The 18,719-nt window shown below is 69.7% G+C and carries 13 protein-coding genes, 2 tRNA genes and 1 rRNA gene; 4 read left to right on the top strand and 12 right to left on the bottom strand.

Annotated elements, in window-relative coordinates; translation table 11 throughout:
• Positions 1-11 precede the first annotated feature (11 nt).
• The 6 genes from DK368_RS03110 to DK368_RS03085 form a co-directional block, all read right to left on the bottom strand.
• Positions 12-788: a dioxygenase family protein gene (locus DK368_RS03110; protein WP_114392112.1), complete on the bottom strand. Its 777-nt coding sequence runs from the start codon at positions 786-788 to the stop codon at positions 12-14.
• 125 nt (positions 789-913) lie between these two features.
• Positions 914-1,348, bottom strand: coding sequence for a response regulator (locus DK368_RS03105; protein ID WP_114392111.1), 435 nt, complete (start codon positions 1,346-1,348; stop codon positions 914-916).
• Positions 1,345-4,008: a PAS domain-containing hybrid sensor histidine kinase/response regulator gene (locus tag DK368_RS03100; protein ID WP_162305838.1), complete on the bottom strand. Its 2,664-nt coding sequence runs from the start codon at positions 4,006-4,008 to the stop codon at positions 1,345-1,347. The genes DK368_RS03105 and DK368_RS03100 overlap by 4 nt, the downstream gene beginning before the upstream one ends.
• A gap of 71 nt (positions 4,009-4,079) precedes the next feature.
• The gene (locus DK368_RS03095; RefSeq protein ID WP_114392558.1) at positions 4,080-4,703 is read right to left on the bottom strand and encodes an ATP-dependent Clp protease proteolytic subunit; all 624 of its coding nucleotides are present in this window, start codon (positions 4,701-4,703) and stop codon (positions 4,080-4,082) included.
• 107 nt (positions 4,704-4,810) lie between these two features.
• Positions 4,811-8,212: an SIS domain-containing protein gene (locus DK368_RS03090; RefSeq protein WP_114392109.1), complete on the bottom strand. Its 3,402-nt coding sequence runs from the start codon at positions 8,210-8,212 to the stop codon at positions 4,811-4,813.
• A gap of 124 nt (positions 8,213-8,336) precedes the next feature.
• Positions 8,337-8,939 (bottom strand): YceI family protein, encoded by a 603-nt coding sequence (locus tag DK368_RS03085; RefSeq protein ID WP_114392108.1) that lies wholly within the window; start codon positions 8,937-8,939, stop codon positions 8,337-8,339.
• Positions 8,940-9,162: 223 nt separating this feature from the next.
• Between DK368_RS03085 and DK368_RS03080 the strand changes: the two genes are divergently transcribed.
• Positions 9,163-9,238, top strand: a tRNA-Ile gene (locus DK368_RS03080).
• A gap of 181 nt (positions 9,239-9,419) precedes the next feature.
• Here DK368_RS03080 and ileS read toward each other — a convergent pair.
• Positions 9,420-12,623, bottom strand: a complete 3,204-nt coding sequence (ileS, locus tag DK368_RS03075; protein ID WP_114392107.1) for an isoleucine--tRNA ligase — start codon at positions 12,621-12,623, stop codon at positions 9,420-9,422.
• Positions 12,624-13,055: 432 nt separating this feature from the next.
• Between ileS and DK368_RS03070 the strand changes: the two genes are divergently transcribed.
• Positions 13,056-13,571 (top strand): Mpo1 family 2-hydroxy fatty acid dioxygenase, encoded by a 516-nt coding sequence (locus DK368_RS03070; protein WP_114392106.1) that lies wholly within the window; start codon positions 13,056-13,058, stop codon positions 13,569-13,571.
• Positions 13,572-13,600: 29 nt separating this feature from the next.
• Positions 13,601-14,620 (top strand): 2-dehydropantoate 2-reductase, encoded by a 1,020-nt coding sequence (locus DK368_RS03065; protein ID WP_114392105.1) that lies wholly within the window; start codon positions 13,601-13,603, stop codon positions 14,618-14,620.
• A gap of 88 nt (positions 14,621-14,708) precedes the next feature.
• Here DK368_RS03065 and fmt read toward each other — a convergent pair whose 3' ends face one another.
• The 3 genes from fmt to DK368_RS03050 all read right to left on the bottom strand — a co-directional run bounded on the left by fmt (position 14,709) and on the right by DK368_RS03050 (position 17,787).
• Positions 14,709-15,635: a methionyl-tRNA formyltransferase gene (fmt, locus tag DK368_RS03060; RefSeq protein WP_114392104.1), complete on the bottom strand. Its 927-nt coding sequence runs from the start codon at positions 15,633-15,635 to the stop codon at positions 14,709-14,711.
• A 2-nt stretch (positions 15,636-15,637) separates the two neighbouring features.
• Positions 15,638-16,150, bottom strand: a complete 513-nt coding sequence (def, locus tag DK368_RS03055) for a peptide deformylase (protein WP_114392103.1) — start codon at positions 16,148-16,150, stop codon at positions 15,638-15,640.
• A gap of 131 nt (positions 16,151-16,281) precedes the next feature.
• Positions 16,282-17,787 (bottom strand): DNA recombination protein RmuC, encoded by a 1,506-nt coding sequence (locus DK368_RS03050; protein WP_240002316.1) that lies wholly within the window; start codon positions 17,785-17,787, stop codon positions 16,282-16,284.
• Positions 17,788-18,082: 295 nt separating this feature from the next.
• Here DK368_RS03050 and DK368_RS21230 point away from each other — a divergent pair, with 295 nt between their 5' ends.
• The gene (locus tag DK368_RS21230; RefSeq protein ID WP_155524455.1) at positions 18,083-18,355 is read left to right on the top strand and encodes a hypothetical protein; all 273 of its coding nucleotides are present in this window, start codon (positions 18,083-18,085) and stop codon (positions 18,353-18,355) included.
• A gap of 125 nt (positions 18,356-18,480) precedes the next feature.
• Here the strand turns inward: DK368_RS21230 and DK368_RS03040 are convergent.
• Together DK368_RS03040 and rrf are read right to left on the bottom strand one after the other, a co-directional pair.
• A tRNA-Met gene (locus DK368_RS03040) sits at positions 18,481-18,557 on the bottom strand.
• Positions 18,558-18,611: 54 nt separating this feature from the next.
• Positions 18,612-18,719 (bottom strand): 5S ribosomal RNA (rrf, locus tag DK368_RS03035); the annotation flags it as partial.

Genomic DNA, 18,719 nt, shown 5'->3' with positions numbered 1-18,719 from the left:
CGGCATCGGCCTCACGCGAAGGCGAAGGCGTCCATGGCCAGCACGCCATAGGTGGTGCTGCGATGCAGGACGCGGGGCGGGACGCCCGGCGTTCCCGCGCCCAGCGCGGTGAACAGCGGCAGCAGATGCTCATCGGTGGGATGGTTGCGGGCGGCATGCGGCGCCCGCGCCCGGTACGCCAGCAGATCGGCCCGCCGTCCCTCCAGCAACGCTGTCCCCATCCAGTCGGCGAAGGACTGCACCCAGGCCGGCGCCACCGCGCCACGGCCGGTGATCTCGCCCAGATTGTGGGTCAGGGCGCCGGACGCCAGGATCAGCACACCCTCGTCCCGCAGGGGCCGCAAGGCCTCACCCAGGGCCAGATGATGGGCCGGATCGCGGTGCCGCTGGATCGACAGTTGCAGCACCGGGATGTCGGCCCCGGGATAGATGAGTGTCAACGGCACCCAGGCTCCATGGTCGAGGCCGCGATCGGCATGCAGGGCCGCCGGCAGCCCGGCGGCGGTCAGACGCTGCGCCACGGCCACGGCCAGATCCGGTGCGCCCGGGGCCGGGTAGCGCATCTGGTAGAGCAGCGGCGGAAAGCCGCCGAAATCGTGGATGGTGTCCGGCTGGGCCGCGGCGGACAGCACGGGCTGGGCCGTGCTCCAATGGGCCGACACCGCCAGGATGGCGCGGGGCCGGGGCAAGGCGGCGCCCAGATGACCAAGAAAACGGTGGGCCGGCCCGTCCTCCACCACCAGCATCGGCGAACCATGGGACAGGAACAGGGCGGGAAGTGCGGTCATCGGGCGGGTCCTCGGCAGATCGGCCGGCCCTGACAGGCCGGCTTCGCTACGGACCACTGTTCCACACGGGCAGGCACAGGATAATCCGCCGATATGGCGACGGACTGTTGCGGCAGATGCACCGGTCAGTAGGAGCCGGCGATCATCCGCGGCGGGCGGCCCTTGGCCACCATCCGGACCTTCGCCTCCAGCTGTGCGGCGGAGAAGGGCTTGACGATGAAGGCGGTCACCCCGTGCTGGCGCGCGGCCATGACATGGTCGCGGGTGCCATGTCCGGTTTCCATGATGAAGGGCATCTCCGGCTCGATCTGACGCACCGCGGCCAGCAGATCGATGCCCGTCATGCGCGGCATGGCCCAGTCACAGATGATGAGATCGATCATGCGCACCTGTTCCTTGACCAGGCGCAGCGCATCGACGCCATCGGCCGCGGCCAGCACCTCGCGGATGCCCATGACCCGCAGCATGTCGACGATCCAGCCCCGGGTCTGCATCTGATCCTCGACGACCAGGACCCGCAGGCTGCGGATCGGATCTTCGGGAATGTAAAGGCGGGTCATGCAAGCGGCTCCGTCCGGCACGGCGTCTGCCCGGCCAGGGTCCGGGCGATGAGCTCCGACAGATGGGAAGGCTCGAAGGGTTTATAGATCATCGGCACGTTTTGCGGGAGGTCAATCGGTCCGCCACCACCGCTCCGGCCGGCATAGCCCGTCATCAGCACCACCGGCAGGTCGGGATAGAGCTCCCGAACCAGTTGCGTCAGGCGCAAGCCCCCCAGATTGGGCATGACCAGATCGCTCAGCAGCAGATCGACCCCGCCCTCCTCCAGCCGTTCCAGTGCCTCCACCCCGTCGGTGGCGCAGCGGACGCGGTATCCGGCCGCTTCCAGGCAGGTCCGGATGATCTCCAGCAGATCGGGTTCATCCTCGGCCACCAGAAGGCAGGCACCGCCGCCATCGATCCCGGCGGATTCCGGCGCGATCCCGGCCGGGTCGGCATCCGGTTCCGCCGCCAGCGGGAACCACAAGCGGAAACAGGCGCCCGTGCCCGGCGCGCTCTCCACGGTCACGGCACCGTTGGCCTGCTTCAGCACGCCATAGACCATGGACAGCCCCAGCCCGGTCCCCTGGCCCGGTGGTTTGGTGGTGAAGAAGGGATCGAAGATCCGGGCCTTGACCACCTCATCCATGCCGCAGCCGCGATCCTCCACCGCCAACAGGGCGCAGGTGCGGTCCTCCAGCCCCGGCGGCCCCGATCCGACGATCTCCAGACGCACCGCCAGCGGTCCATCCCCGGCCATGGCGTCGCGGCCGTTGATGGCCAGATTGACCAGCGCCTGTGCCGCCAGATCGGGATCGACCGCCACCCAGACCGGCCGCGCGGGCACGGTCACCGTCAGGCGGATACCGGCCCCCAGCAGCGGCTTCAGCAGGAATTCCTGGTCGCGCACCACCGCGGCCAGATCGACGACCCGGGCCTGCCCCCCCTTCTGGCGCGAGAAGGCCAACAATTCGCGGGTCAGCGCCGCCGCCCGATCCACCCCCCGCTGGATCTTGCCGAGATAGGTGGGGACCGGCCCGTCACCGCCCGCCGCCTGACGGGCCATGCCGGCATACCCGCCGATGACGGACAGCAGATTGTTGAAATCATGGGCGATGCCCCCGGCCAGCTGCCCCAGCGCCTCCATCTTCTGGGATTGCTGCAACTGGGTCTCCAGCGCCTTCTGCTCGGTGACGTCGGCGAACAGGGCGACATAGCCGCCCCCGGCCATGGGAAAATGCCGGACCTGCAGCCATTGGCCGGTGGGCCGGCGCCGCTCGGAAAAACAGACACCGGCGCGCTTCAGCCGGTCATAGTCGGCCAGGCTTTCCTCCACGGTCTCGCCGGGATATTCGCCATGCTCGGCCAGCCAGCGCAGCACCTCGATGTCGCGCATGCCGGGCCGCAGCATGTCGGGCGGAAGATCCAGCAGCTCCGCCAGACGGCGGTTGGCCAGCAGCAATTGTCCCTCGGCGTCATAGACCTCGATCCCGATGCCGACGCTCTCCATCATCGCTTCCAGGATGCGCGTCTTGTCCTCCACCTCGCGGCGGATGCGCTTGGCCTCGCTGAGATCGCGCAGATAGGCGGTGTAGCGCCGCCCCGGCCCCAGCGGCACGGCGGTGACGGCCAGCTCGACCGGCAGCCGGTGACCGTCCCGGTGCATCACCTCCAGCTCGACCCGGCGGCCCAGGACCGTATCATCGGACCGCAGCCGCTCCGGCGACAGCACATGGTCCGCCGCCTGCCCCGGCGGCGCGATCAGGGCCACCAGGGACCGGCCCACGGCCTCGACCCGGCGCCACCCTAGAATACGCTCGGCCGCCGGGTTGAACTCCTGGATCAGCCCGTCGGCATCGATGCTGACGATGCAATCCAGCGCCGTGTCCAGGATGCTGCGGGCCCTGGCTTCGCTTTCACGCAGGCGCAGATGGGCCGCCGTCTCCGCCGTGATGTCCAGGAACAGCACCAGAACCTGCCGCTCCCCTTCGGCGAAGAAGGGAACGAAGGACAGCTCCAGCGTGATGACGGTTCCGTCCCGGCGGCGCATGGGCAGCCGGCGCTGCCGGATCACCTCCCCGGTCAGCACCCGCCGCAGCAACGCCTCCACCAGCGGGCGGGTTTCCGGCGGGGTGAAATGCAGCAGGGTCAGGCGGCCGATATTGTCCGCCTCGTCCAGACCCAGCATGCGCCGCCCGGCCCGGTTGATGAAGCGGCCGATCCCGCGCTGGTCATGGATGATGATGCCACCCGGCGACAGCTCCAGCAGCTGGCGGTGGCGGGCATCGGAATCGGCCAGCCCCTGTTCGCAGCGCCGCAGCGCGCTGAGATCGCTGCGGATACAGACGGTGCTGCCATCGGACTGGCGCCGGTCCAGCCCGCGGATGATGCGGCCGTCCCGCAGGCGGAATTCGAACGGTGGCCCCGGCGCGCGGAATCCTGCCAACTGCTGCCGCACATAACCGTCGGCGTCCAGATCGACGGGATAGAGGATGTCACCGGCCTCCACCGCCCGCCGCAGCAGCACCTCATAGGTCTGGCCGGGCATGATGGATGCGGCGCTGCCGGGAAAAAGCGCGCAGAACCGGCTATTGGCCAGCACCAGACGCGCATCGGGATCGAACAGGGCAACCCCGTCCGATACGGCATCCAGACCGGCCTGGAGGAGCAGAAGATCCACACCGCCACCACAGGCTGAAAGACACAACGATGACAGTCTGTCAGGGCTGTGGGCTGGCGGCAAGCCGCCGCTCAGGGCAGCAGCACCGTCACCACGTTGCTGCCGTCGGCCACCAGCATCGCGGCCGTGCCGCGGAAGTCCTTGCGGCCACTGAAGCCGCCGTCCTGCTTCACCCGGTCGATCCAGGCGGCCGACGCGCCCAGATCCAGCAGCCGGGCGATCATGCGGCCTGTGGATTTCACCGTGACGGTGCCACTGTTCAGACCGCGTGGCGCATGGACCATGAAAGTGGCATCCGGCGCGGCATAGCGGGTCTGTCCCGCCATATAGAGGCCGACGCACATGCTCTCGCAGGCATGGCCGCCGCGCACGAAGGTGGCCACCTGGCGGCCGGCCGTCCGCTCCGCCAGCAGCCGGTCGATCATGGCATAGCCGGCCTCGGTGTAGCCGCCGGGGCTGGACAGATCCAGCAGCAGCGGCTGGCCCGGCGGCAGTGCCGCCATGGCGGCATCGAACCGCCGGGCCAGCTCCGGCGTGATGATGCCATCGATGGTCAGGACCGCCGCGTCGCCCTGCTGCCCGGCCGTCAGGCTGGCCGACGGCAGATCCGGCAGCGCCGCCGGACCGGCCTGCTCATCGGCCCTGCCCGGCTGGGGCAGCAGGAACAGCAGCAGGGCGATGACGGCAGACCGCATGACCATCCTCCGGGAACCGGGGACAGCATGCGGCGCCGGAACTTTCCGGCTGGTTAACGATCCCGCCCGATCAAGCCGTTCCAGCCTGTTTTGTCACGCAGGAGAGATCACAGGACCCCGCGCAGCAGCTCCTGCGGCGCCGCGAAGACCAGGTCGCGCGGGGACTGCGCGGCGATGAAGGCCATGACATCGCGTGCCTCGCCATGGACGGCCTCGTTATAGGCGTCCACCAGATCCTCATAGAGCCGCAGCTCCTTCAGCAGGGCGGCCTTCTGCTGCAGGCTGGCCTGGGCCAGCAACTCCACATGCAGCAGCGCCAACCCCTGCAGCGTCCAGTCGGCCCCGGCGAAGATCGGCAGCAGCAGCAGATTCTCCCGGCCCTGCGGACCGCTGGACAGCACGGCCCGGCCCAGGCGCAGGGCGCGGCGCTTGCTGCCCGCCGCCGGCTTGGCCCGGTCATAGCCCGACGGCACGCCCACAGCCTGTCCGGACCGCGGCCCGGCCTGCAGCAACGTCTCCACCCCATCGCCGCGGACATGGTAGAGCATGCCCGACGGCACCGCCGTCAGCACCGGCGACAGGGCCAGCAGCGTCTGCCGGTCATGCTCGGCCAGGGCGGCCGGCGCGATCCCCAGATCGGCCAGGACGGCCAGCAGCAGCGGGCTCAACTCGCGGCCCGGCCGGGAAATGCCCACCGTCACCGTCTTGGCCTGATGGCGGATGGTGTCGATGGGGCGGCTGGTCTCCTCGAACAGGGTCCGCAGCAGGCCGGGGCCGGCAGTCAGCAGCTCCCTCTGCTTGGCCGGGGTCAGGCTGCCACCGCCACGCAGGGCCTGCCCCAGCCGGGCCAGACCGGCCACGGCACGGGGCGGCAGGGCCGCGTCCAGCTCACCCGCGGCGATGCGGACCAGTTCCGCCTCCACCTGTTCCGCCAGACCGGCGCAGGCGGCAGAATCCACCAGCCCATCGACCGGGCCGTCCTTGCCGGCGGCAACGAGCATCTGTTCCAGCGCCACCCCCATCGCCTTGAACGGGGCCGAGCGGCGGTCGATGGCGCGGGCGGCGTGGAACCCCCAGAGATGACCGGCCACGGTGGCCAGCACGAAATCCAGCCCCGCTCCGGCGGACGGCACGCGGATCACCGCCTCGGCATAGCTGTCGAAGCAGGTCTCGCCCTTGGCGGCGATGACGATGGGCTTGCCGGCGTGGGCCTTGAAGATGGCCACTTCCTTGGCGGTGTCCTGGGCCAGGGCGGGCGGCAGGTCGTTGGCCACCACCAGGGTCAGCGGCTCGGTGGACAGGTCGATGTGCTTCTTGTCCTCGGTATAGTCCACCGGGATCGACTTGTAGCAGAGCTCCGACAGTTTGATGCGGATCTCCTCCGCCGCGATCTTGTTGGGGCCGTTTCCGACCACGGCCCAGTAGCGGTTGCACGGGGCGTAGCGCTCGGCACAGGCGGCGATGGAAGCCTCGTCCGCCAGCACCTCGCGGATGCGCGCCGGCAGCCCCTCCAGCGCCACCAGCTCCTCCTGGATCTGCCCCGGTGACAGGGTCCCCAGCACATCGGCCATGCACAGCGCCGTCAGCTTGCCCGCCGCCACCTGGCTGTAGAAGGCCTTGGTCGAGGCCACGGCCATCTCGATGTCGCGGCCGTCGCTGGTGAACAGGTGGCTGTCGGCCTTGCGCACCAGCGGGCTGTTGCGCCGGTTGACGATGGCATGGATCCAGGCGCCGGCGGCGCGGGCCAGATCGACCGTGCGGTTGGTGTCGGTGGTGGTGCCGGACTGGCTGATGGCGATGACCAGCGTGTCCTCCAGGCGCCGCCCCTCCAGATCGGAGGACAGTTCCGAGGCCTTGGCGGCCTCCACATGGATGGCGGTGCCGGCCAGGGCCTGACGCAGCAGATGGGCGATGCCGGTGCCGGCGATGGCCGCCGTCCCCTGCCCGGTGACATAGATGCGGCGGACGGCCGGGCGGCCCGGATCGGTCAGCCGGCCGCGCAGCGCGGCCCACAGCCCCGCCTCGCCGGCCTCCGCCGTCTGGAAGTCCACCCGCCGGCCCTGCCGGCGGTAGCGGCCCACCAGTGTCTTGCGCACGCTGTCGGCGCTTTCATGCACCTCCTTCTCGAAGAAGTGCTCGAACGCGCCGCGGAAGATGTCGCGGCTGAAGATCTCGATGCTCTCCGCCTTCAGCGTGGCCGGAGCGCCATCATCGATGGTGCGGGCCGACAGGGCGGGTTCGCCGGGACGGGTGGACAGCACCACCGACAGCCCGCCCTGTTCCACCTTGGCCAGCGGCACCGAGGCGCGGGCGCGCGGCGCCAGCCCGTAATTCTCCGACGCCAGGATCAGACCGTCAGCCACAGTGGCCACGAACAGGCTCTGTCCTGACCCCTTCTGGCCCAGATGCAGGCGTCCCGGCTCCTCCGGATGCATCAGGGCGATGGCGACCGAGCCTTCCAGCCGGCGCAGGGTCGACAGCACCCGCTCCGCCGTGCCGGAGCCGGGGATCAGGCGGAAGACCACGGGGATGATCTTGGCGTCGGTGGTCACCTCGGCCTCGATGGCCTGCCCGGACGCCTCCACCAGGGCTTCCTTGAGGCCGCGGTAATTGTCCACGTCGCCATTGAGCACGGCCATGGTGTCGGCATCGCCCGACAGGGCCGGGGCATTGTCGCCGGCCAGACGCCCGTTCAGCGGATGGCAGTTGGGCAGGGTGATGGCGCCATGGCTGGCCCAGCGCGTATGGGCGAGGGCAGTCAGCGCCGCCGCCTGGGCCGCAACCGACCACAGCAGCCTGTCACCGGCGATGCGGGCCCGGATCGCGGCGCCATTGTCGCCGAGCCGGCCGATCAGCTGGGCCGTCTTGTAGGCGAAACGCACGGTGGCGCCGCCATCGGCCAGCCGGTGCAGCACCACCGAACCGTCGCGGTCGAAACCGCCGCGGCCGGCGGCGATGCACGCGCCGATGGCCGCGGCATCCGTGTCATCCAACCGGTCGAGATGGATCTGCACGGCGATGCCGGCGCTGTCGCGGCCCCGCACCTCCAGCCGGTCGAGATTCTCCAGCACCTGCTCGATGCCCCAGGCCACGAACTGCTGCGGCCGCACCGGGCCGTCCACAGCGGCCAGCAGGGCCTGGCAGCGGCCGAGATTGTCCACCAGCTCGTGGCGCAGCTGCCAGGCATAGTCGCGCAGCCGCTCGGCCAGACGCTCCTGTGCCGGCTCGCGGGCCTGCGGCCCCTGGCGCACCGCCTGCTCCAGACGCTCCAGCCCGGTGGCTGCGTCCGTCACCTGCTGGCGCAGGCCGGCATCGGCCAGCAGGGCCGCATGGGTCCCGAAGGCCATCAGATCGCCGAAGCGGGCGGCCAGCGCGTCCAGCGCCGCAGCCATGGCAGCCGGGTCGGTCGCGGACACCTGCTCAACGGCGGCACAGGCCGCCGTCAGCCAGGACAGATCCACGGCATCCCGCCAGGTCTGATTCGACAGAAAGCCCGCTACGCCACACATGCTGGAAACCCGCCCGATTGCGCCATTGTGTCTTGATACCCCCTTCCTGCCAGGGTGGCAAACGCCCTGCCCGGAAAGACGCTGGCGCAATCGAGCATGGGCGAAAGGAACCCGACCTGCCGGGTCAGGGCTGCCGCTTTCCTTCCATCTCCACCAGGATCTCCACCACGTCGCCCACCAGACCGTCGGCCACGCCATAATTCATGCCGAAATCGCTGCGGCGGATGCTGCCGCGGGCGGAGATACCGACGGCGTAATGGCGATCGCCGAAGGGATAGGGGCCGGTGCGGTTCAGGGTCACATCCAAGGTCACCGGCCGGGTGACGCCGCGCAGGGTCAGGTCGCCCTCGATCCGCCCCGTGCGCTCCCCGGTCCGCTCGGCACGGCGGCCGACGAAGATCATGGTCGGATGCTCATCGGCCCAGAGGAAGTCCTTCTTGCGCAGATGGGCATCGCGGGCCTTGTGCCCGGTGAAGACACTGTCGGTCTCCACCGCGATGCGGATATCGGACACGGTCCCCGACGGCTCGTCGAAGGTGAAGCCGCCTTCCACCTCAAGGAACTGGCCCAGCACCCTGGCGAAGCCCGCATGGCTGACCAGGAAGCCGATGCTGGCATGGTCGGGATCGACATCGAAGCGCTGCGGTTCGGCCCACGCCACAGACGACCCGCCCAGCCACAGCCCGCCGATCATCGCCGCCATCCCCACGGCCCGTGCCCAACCCATGATCCCCTCCCCCGGTGCATGGTTCCCATTCCGGCATATGGGGCCGGGCCGGGGCCGGACCAGCTTCCCCCAATGGCGAAGGCGGCCCGGACACGGGCGGCGGAGTGCCCGGACCGGCCGGAAGAACCGGCCGCCGGCGCCCCGTCTGTAACCGCATCATCACAAAATCAACGAAAGCGCTTGACAGGTCGCGCCAGCCTGTCTATCTCAGCGCCCCACGGACGGGCGCGTAGCTCAGGGGTTAGAGCACTCGCCTGATAAGCGAGAGGTCGGTGGTTCGATTCCACCCGCGCCCACCATCCCGTCCCGATCACTTCCGCCGACGTGATCGCCGCAAAGAAAAGCCGGCCCTTTGGGCCGGCTTTCTTGTTTTTCAGGCCTTGGATATCCGGCCGTGCCGCGACCGGCACCGCGCCTGGCGGCGCCCTTGGCCGGCGCGCCCCGCCGCCCCGGATGCGGAGCGGCGGGTGACCGGTTGCGTCAGGCCTTGGTGATGGCCAGCTGGATGCTGGTGCCGGACAGGTCGACCTGGGTGCAGGCCCCGGTCAGGCCGCCATCATTGACCGCCAGCTCCACGGCCAGCGTCTCGCGCTTCACCGTCTCGGCATGGGCGGCCAGGGCCTCGGCCACCTCCGCCGGCACCGTGGCGGCGATGCGGATGCGGTCGGTGACCTGGAAGCCGGCATCCTTGCGGGTCTGCTGCACGGCGCGGACGAAGTCGCGGGCCCAGCCCTCCTTCTCCAGCTCGGCATCCACCTGGGTGTCCAGCACCACCACGCCCTTGCCGGCGGCGAAACGGGCGGCGCTCAGCCCTTCCCTGGTCTGGATGCGGATGTCGAACTCGCCCGGCCCCAGGATCTGGCCGGCCACCTCCACCGTGCCATCGCCGCGGTCGGTCCATTGCCCCTGCTTCGAGGCGGCCATGACCGCCTTCATGGCCGGGCCGACCTTGGGGCCGACAATGGCGGCATTGACCGCCAGCTGGCGGGTGCCGGCCTTGGCGATGTCGGTGGTCAGGGTCGAACCCTTGACGTTCAGCTCCTGCTTGATCAGCCCCAGATAGGGGTCGAGGAAACCGGCATCGGGGTGAATGATGGTCACCTCGCGCAGCGGCAGGCGGGTGCGCAGCTTCTTGGACTCGCGGATGGACAGGCCGGCGGCGCAGATCTCGCGCACCAGATCCATCTCCGCCACCAGCGTATGGTCGCTGGGCAGGGCCGACACATCGGGCCAGTCGGCCAGATGCACGCTCTTCTCCCCGGTCAGCGCCGCATGGATGCGCTCGGTCACATGCGGCAGCAGCGGCGCCAGCGCCTTGGCCACCGTGACCAGACAGGTATAGAGCGTGTCATAGGCGTTGCGCTTGTCCTGGGCGTCCCCCTCCGCCCCGCGCCAGAAGCGCGGGCGGCACAGGCGGATGTACCAGTTGTTCAGCGCATCGTAATAGCCGGGCACCAGCGCGTAGGCACCGGGCAGGTCGTAGGCGTCCAGCCGTTCGGCCAGCCCCTCCACCAGTTCCCGCGTCTTGGCCAGGATGTAGCGGTCCAGAACGCCGGCCTGATCCCGGGTCGAGGCGGTCTCGGCGGACTCGGTCCGCATCCGGCCGCGGATGCCGTCGATGTTGGCGTAGAGGGTGAAGAAGCTGTAGGCGTTCCACAGCGGCAGCACGCCCTGGCGCAGCGCCTGGGCGATGCCGCGGGCGTCCTTGGGCATGGCCAGGTCACCGCCCACCATCAGCGGCGACGACACCAGATACCAGCGCAGCGCGTCGGCCCCCTGGGTGTTCAGCACCTCCTGCGGGTCGGGATAGTTGCGCAGGCGCTTGGACAGCTTCTGCTTATGCTCGTCCAGCACCACGCCGTGGCAGATCACGTTCTTGAACGGGATGCTGTCGAACAGCGCCGTGGACAGCACCATCAGCGTGTAGAACCAGCCGCGGGTCTGGGCCACATACTCCACGATGAAGTCGGCCGGGAAGTTCTGCTCGAACCGGGCCTTGTTCTCGAAGGGGTAATGGAGCTGGGCGAAGGGCATGGAGCCGCTTTCGAACCAGCAGTCCAGCACATCCTCCACCCGGCGCATCATCGACTTGCCGGTGGGATCGTCGGGGTTCGGGCGTACCAGCTGGTCGATGCCGGGGCGGTGCAGATCGGCCGGCTTCACGCCGAAGTCGCGCTCGATCTCCTCCAGGCTGCCATAGACGTCCAGGCGGGGATAGCGCGGGTCGTCGCTCTTCCACACCGGGATGGGGGCACCCCAGAAGCGGTTGCGGCTGATGTTCCAGTCGCGGGCATTCTCCAGCCAGTTGCCGAACAGCCCGTCCTTCACATGGCCGGGGATCCAGTTGATCTGCTTGTTCAGCTCGACCATCCGGTCCTTGAACCGGCTGACCTCCACATACCAGCTGTTGACGGCCTTGTAGATCAGCGGCGTGTCGGTGCGCCAGCAATGCGGATAATTGTGGACGATGGTCTCGTGCCGCAGCACCACGCCCCGGGCCTTCAGATCCTTGATGACCTGGGGATTGGCCTCGATGACGTTGACGCCTTCATAGGGCGGCACCTCGCTGGTGAACTTGCCGGCCACATCCACCGGCACCACCACGGGGATGTCGTTGGCGACGCAGGTGTTCAGGTCGTCCTCGCCGAAGCCCGGCGCCATATGGACGATGCCCACGCCGTCGCCGGTGGCGACGAAATCGGCCGCCAGCACGCGGAAGGCGCCCTCCTTGGCCTTGTCGGCGAAGAAGGGGAACAGCGGCTGATAGGTGCGCCCGGCCAGCTCCGCGCCCTTCAGGGTGCGGACGACCTCATGGCCCTCCAGCTCCTTGGCGTACTTGCCCAGCGCCGCCTCGGCCAGGATCAGATGGCTGTCGCCCAGCCGAACCAGGGCGTAGTCGATCTCCGGCCCCACGGCCAGCGCCAGATTGCTGGGCAGCGTCCAGGGCGTGGTGGTCCAGGCCAGCATGTCCACCGGGCCGGGGTCGCCGTCGCGCGGGTCCAGGCGGAACTTCACCGTCAGCGCCGGGTCCTGCCGCTCGCGGTAGGAATTGTCCAGCCGCGTCTCGAAGTTCGACAGCGGCGACTGCACGGCCCAGCTGTAGGGCACCACGCGGTAGCCCTCATAGACCAGCCCCTTGTCCCAGAGCTGCTTGAACGCCCACATCACGCTCTCCATGAAGGAGAGGTCCATGGTCTTGTAGTCGTTCTGGAAATCGACCCAGCGGCCCTGGCGGGTGACGTAGTACTCCCACTCGTGGGTGAAGCGCAGGACCGAGACCTTGCAGTGCTCGTTGAACTTGTCGATGCCGTAGGCCAGGATGTCGTGGCGGCCGCTGACGCCCAGTTCCTTCTCCGACTGCAGCTCGGCCGGCAGGCCATGGCAGTCCCAGCCGAAGCGGCGCTGCACCTTGTGGCCACGCATGGTCTGGTAGCGCGGCACCAGATCCTTCACGAAGCCGGTGACCAGATGCCCGTAATGGGGCAGGCCGTTGGCGAAGGGCGGGCCGTCATAGAAGACATATTCGTTGCTCCGGCCCTGGGCGTCCGCCGGGCGGAAGTCGACGGATTCCGCGAAGATCCGCTCGCGCTTCCAGGTCTCCTGCACCTCCTCCTCGATCCGGGGGAAGTCCGGATTGGGCTCGGCGGCGGGATAGGGGCGGAACGGCTCGGAAGGCGTCGTCATTGCTGCATCCTGAACTGGCAGGGAAACCGGCGGATCGGGAACGGAAGATGGCCCGGACGGGGGCAGCCGGCGCAACAACCGAAACGCCGCTGATCCCAGCCGAGTGTCTTAGCCGCGCGGGCCGACCCTGTCCAGAACCGCCCCGCGGGACCCCGTCCCCCTCATGCCCATAGAATGAAGCCGGGACGCCCGTGGTTAAAGCCGCGCATCGACCCGGCCGGCGCGACTCTGGGCTGCGCCGCCGGCGGGTGCCTGCCGCCGAACACCCCGGACGGCTCTCGGCAGGCCGATGCCGGTGTCTATCGTACCGCATGAAACGAAAACCTCTTGCCATCATTCGCCGGCCAATCTAAAAACAAACCGATTGGTCTGTTTATAAGAGGGCCGCAGAGCCCGAGCAGGCCCATCTGTCTGGGAACCGAGGAAACGCCCATGAGCAAGCTGGCCGGCCACATGGCCTTCTACGCCGCCTATCACCGTCACCCGCACAACAAGCTGACGCACTTCTTTGGTGTCCCCACCATCGTGTTCAGCCTGCTGCTGGCGATGAGCGCGCTGCGGATGGAGGTGGCCGGCCAGCCTGTGACGCTGGCCATGGCCTTCGTCGCCGTGATGACCGTCTATTACATCAGCCTGGACGCGCTGATCGGCGTCACCGTGGGTCTGCTGACCCTGCCCTTCCTCTGGCTGGCCGATCTGGTCTCGCAGATGGAGACGGGAACGGCCGTCGGCATCGGTGTCGCCGCCTTCGTCATCGGCTGGGCCATCCAGCTTCTCGGCCACAAGTTCGAAGGCAACAAGCCCGCCCTGCTGCAGAACATCTTCCAGATCTTCGTGGCGCCCCTGTTCCTGACCACGGAACTGTTCTTCGCCCTGGGCCTGCGCAAGCAGCTGGAGGGCGAGGTGGACCGGTTGGTGGCCGGCGGCATCGGCGGCGTCCGCGCCTGATCCCGCCTGCATTCCCGCCCGGCCCCCTGATGTCGCCCGCCCGCCGCATCGCCATTGCCGGTGCGGGCAGCATCGGCTGTTATGTCGGCGGCTGTCTGGCCCTGGCCGGGCGCGAGGTCCGGTTCCTGCTGCGGCCACGGCTGTGCGACGAGCTGACCCGGCACGGGCTGCACCTCACCGATCTCGACGGCACTGACCGGCGCCTGCCGGCGGAGGCGCTGGCCCTGTCCACCGACGCGGCCACGGTGCTGGGCGGCGCCGATCTGGTGCTGGTGACGGTGAAGAGCGGCGATACCGCCGCCATGGCCGCCCTGCTGGCGGCCCATTGCCCGGCCGGCACCACCATCCTCAGCCTGCAGAACGGCGTCGGCAACGCCGACATTCTGGCCCGCGCCCTGCCGGGCCGCCGCGTGCTGGCCGGCACCGTGCCCTTCAACGTGGTCCAGGCCGGCCAGGGGCGGTTCCACCGCGCCACCGGCGGGCCGGTGCTGGTGGAAGCGACCGGGGATCGTCTGACCGACATCCTGGCCGTGCCGGGCCTGCCGCTGGCGGCGGCGGCGGACATGCCGGCGGTGCAGTGGGGCAAGCTGTTGCTGAACCTCAACAACGCCCTGAATGCGCTCTGCGGCCTGCCCCTGCGCGCGGAACTGGCCGACCGGCGCTGGCGCCGGCTGCTGGCGGCGCAACAGCGGGAAGCCCTGGCGGCCCTGGCGGCGGCCGGCATCCGCCCGGCCCGGATCGGGGCCGTGCGCCCATCGCTGCTGCCCCGGCTGCTGGATCTGCCCGATCCGCTGTTCCGCCTGCTGGCCGGGCGCATGCTGCGCATCGATCCCGAGGCGCGCTCATCCATGTGGGAGGATCTGCATTTCCGCCGCCCGACCGAGGTGGACTGGCTGCAGGGGGCCGTGGTGGATCTGGCCGGGCGCGCGGGGCTGGAGGCACCGGTCAACCGTCGTGTCCATGCCGCGGTGAAGGCGGCCGAAGCCGCCGGCCGGGGGTCACCCGGCCTGACGCCGGACGCCCTTCTGCGCGGCGGATCCGGGCCGTGAGGCACCAGGGCGCCCAGGCCCGTATCCGGTCGCCGCTGCGGGCGCGGTCACCACGGGTGTGATGCGCGTGCCGGCCTGGCCGCGGCCCTTACACCGCCAGCGCCGCCCCGAGCGTATGGGGGAAGCCGCGCAGGAAGTCGGCGCCGCTGACCGGCCCCTTGCCCGGCCGCTGCACCCGCAGCAGCCGGAGGGCACCACTGCCGCAGCCCAGGGTCAGATCCGCATCCAGCAGCGTGCCGGGCGCACCGGTGCCCGCCACCGGCGCGCCCGCCAGCACCTTGATCTTCTCGCCCGCCGCCGTCTCGAACCAGCAGCCGGGCCAGGGTGTCAGCCCGCGCACCTGCCGGTCCAGCTCCACCGCCGGGCGGCCGAAATCCAGCCGCCCCTCCTCCTTGGTCAGCTTGGCGGCGTAGGTGACGCCCTCCTGCGGCTGCGGCCGCGGGGGCAGCGTGCCGGCGGCCACCCCCGCCAGGGCGCGGACGATCAGCTCGGCGCCCTGGGCCGACAGCGCGTCGTGCAGGTCGCTGGCGGTCATGCGCGGACCGATGGGCACCGTGCCGGTCAGCAGCATGGCCCCGGTGTCCAGCCCCTCATCCATCTGCATGATGGTGACGCCGCTTTCGGTGTCGCCGGCCAGGATGGCCCGCTGGATGGGGGCCGCCCCGCGCCAGCGCGGCAGCAGCGAGGCATGGACATTGAGGCAGCCCAGCCGCGGTGCCTCCAGGATCGGCTTCGGCAGGATCAGCCCATAGGCCGCGACCACGGCGCAGTCCAGATCGAGGGCAGCGAACTCCGCCTGCGGTTCCGGTTTGCGCAGGCCCCTGGGGTGACGGACGGGGATGCCCAGCGCCTCGGCCCGGCGCTGCACCGGGCTGGCCTGCAGCTGGTGGCCGCGCCCGGCCGGGCGCGGCGGCTGGCTGTAGACGCAGACCACGTCATGGCCCGCCGCCACCAGCGCATCCAGGACGGGCACCGAGAAGTCCGGCGTGCCCATGAAGGCCAGACGCAGGGCCATGCTCAGCCCGCCTTGCGCTGCTTGTTGTACTTGCGCAGCAGCATGTTGCGCTTGAGGCTGGACAGGTGGTCGATGAACAGCACGCCGTTGAGATGGTCGATCTCATGCTGGATGCAGGTGGACAGCAGCCCCTCGGCATCCATCTCCTGCACCTCGCCGTTGCGGTCCACATAGCGCACGCGGATCTGACGCGGCCGGGTGACGTCGGCATAGATCTCCGGGATCGACAGGCAGCCTTCCTGCACCACCTGCATCTCGTCGCCGCTCCAGACCAGCTCCGGATTGGCCATGGCCAGCGGTGCCGGCGTCTCGGTCTTGTGATCGGTGACGTCGACGACGATGATCCGCTCCAGCACGCCCACCTGCGGCGCGGCCAGACCGATGCCCGGCGCCTTGTACATGGTCTCCAGCATGTCATCCATCAGCTGCGCCACGCGGCCATCCACCCCGGTCAGCGGCGTACAGGTCTGCTTCAGGCGGGTGTCGGGGATGGTCAGGATCGGCAACAGCGACATGCGGGCGGACTTCCGGCAGAATCACGGGGGAATGACCGGGGCGGACGGCGCCCGGAGATCATAGCTGGCAGATAGAGCCAGCCCGCGCCGGCGTCAAGCCACTCATGGCAGGGCCGGGTGGGAAGGGGCCGTCAGGGCTGGATCTCCGGCGTCTGCAGGCTGCGCGGCACCTGCTCCAGCGGCGCCAGTTCGCCCAGTTCGGCCTGCTCCGGCACGGCCTTCAGCTCCTTGAATTTGCGGGCAGTGACCAGCACCCGGCTTTCCAGGCTGGCCACGGCCCGGTTGTAGCACTCCACGGCGCCGCCCAGCCCCTTGCCCAGCCGGGCCATATGGTCGGCCATGACCGCCAGCCGCTCATACAGATCCCGGCCCAGATCGCTGATCTCACGGGCGTTGCGGGCCAGCCGCTCCTGCCGCCAGCCATAGGAGACGGCGCGCAGCAGCGCGATCAGCGTCGTCGGCGTGGCCGGGATCACCGACTGGTCGATACCGGCCTCGATCAGGGCCGGATCCTGCTCCAGCGCGGCGGAGAAGAAGTTCTCGCCGGGCAGGAACATGACGACGAATTCCGGCGCCTGTTCGAACTGGCTCCAATAGCGCTTCTCCCCCAGCCCCTTCATATGGTCGCGCACATGGCGGGCGTGGCGGGCCATCTGGGTCTGGCGCACGGCATCGTCGCTGGCATTGGCCGCGTCAAGGAAGGCCTCCAGCGGCGCCTTGGCATCGACGATGATGGTCTTGCCGCCGGGCAGGCGCACCAGCAGGTCCGGCCGCAGCCGGCCTTGCTCGCCGCCATCCAGGCTGGCCTGCTCGAAGAAATCGCAATGGTCCAGCATGCCGGCCATCTCCACCACCCGGCGCAGCTGGATCTCGCCCCAGCGGCCACGGGCGGCGGGGCTGCGCAGGGCGCGGACCAGATTGCCCGTCTCGGCCCGCAGCTGGCTCTGCGTCTCCATCAGCCCGGCCACCTGGGTCTTCAGCTCGACATAGGCGCCGACGCGGGCCTGCTCCATCTGCTGCAGCGCATGGTCGAAGCGCTCCAGCCGGTCGCGCACCGGGGCCACGATCTCGCCGATGGCCTGCTGCCGCTTCTCCAGATCGCCCTTGGCCGCCTCCTGGAACTTCTCCAGCTGCGCCTGGGCCAGGGCCAGGAAACTGCGGTTGTTGGCGGCCAGGGCATCGGCCGACAGGGCCTGGAACGCCTCGCGGAAGCGGGCTTCGGCCTGGGCCAGCAGCGCGCGGTTCTCCGTCAGCCGCTGCTGCAGCCCGTCCTGGTCGGCGCTCAGCCGCTCGACGCGGGCCGTCTCGGTGGCCAGGGCCGTGCGCAGCGACTCCAGCCGGCGCTCCAGCTCGGGCACGCGCGCCGCCGTGGTCTCCGCCGCGGCACGGCCGGCGCGGGCATCGGCCAGCTGACGGTTGAGGTCGGCCAATAGCTGGTCGCGCTCGATCATCTCGCCCCGCGCCTCCTCCAGCTGGTGCAGCGCGAACTCCTTTTCCGCCAGCAGGGCGGCCCGCTCGGCCTCCAGCCCGCCCAGGCTGCGGGCGGTGGCCTGGCGCATGGCCGCGAAGACCAGCGCCGCCGCCAGGGCGGCACCCAGCAGAAGCGAGGCGGGATCGAAAGCGAAGGGGGTATCCACGGGGCACACTCCGGGGGACGGGCAGGTGCGCGCATGCTAGCCGAGCCGGCCCCACATGGGAACAGGTCAAGAACAAAGACAAGCAGCGCCCGTGGGGCAGCGGGTTCAGGCCGCCGCCCATTGCACCGGTGGCGAGCGGGAGGGGCGGGCGGACGCTATGGCTTGGCGCTTCTCACCCGCGGCTCTGATCGGCCTCCCCCGGACCCCGCCCGATGACATCGACAGGACACCCGCCTTCGCGTGCAAGGATCTGGAGCCGGGCGCATCTACGCGGCGCATACCGGGGTGGCGGGGCATGAAGCGCCTGCTCGCCCCCGCCCTGGTCGGGCTGATCGCCGGGTTGGACACTCTCGGCGCCGGCATCGCCTTCGCCGCCCTGCTGTTCCCTGCCGGCCTGTCCGCCGGTCTGGGCATGGGCGTCATCCTGCTCAGCGGGGCCGTGACCGCGCTGGCCATCGCCTTGCAGCGGGCATGCGAACAGCATCGCCCTGGTGCAGGAAACCGGCATCGCCGTCCTGGCCGCGGCCACATTCCGGCCTTAAAATGCGCCCGCCCCGCGGGTTCATGAGGGCCTATCGTGGAAGCGCCTTACTGTCCGGCCAAACGGGGCCAGTTCACTGGGTTCTGTTTTGGGCGGTCTTTGCGGGCAGCAAAAAGCCCGCATGGCAGAGCTGCCATGCGGGCTTTTGTATTTGGTTGCGGGGGCAGGATTTGAACCTGCGGCCTTCAGGTTATGAGCCTGACGAGCTACCGGGCTGCTCCACCCCGCGGGAGAGGGTAGGGGTGAGGATGTGTGGAGGATGGGTTTCCAGTGCGCTGAGCGGACCTGGCGGCGACCGACTCTCCCACGTCTTGAGACGCAGTACCATAGGCGCGGAGGGATTTCACGGCCGAGTTCGGGATGGGATCGGGTGTAATGGCCCTCGCTATGG

The organism is Oleisolibacter albus, from assembly GCF_003336875.1.
Classification (GTDB): domain Bacteria; phylum Pseudomonadota; class Alphaproteobacteria; order Azospirillales; family Azospirillaceae; genus Niveispirillum; species Niveispirillum album.
Note: the sequence above shows the minus strand (reverse complement) of the source record. Positions and strands in the feature narration are given on the sequence as shown.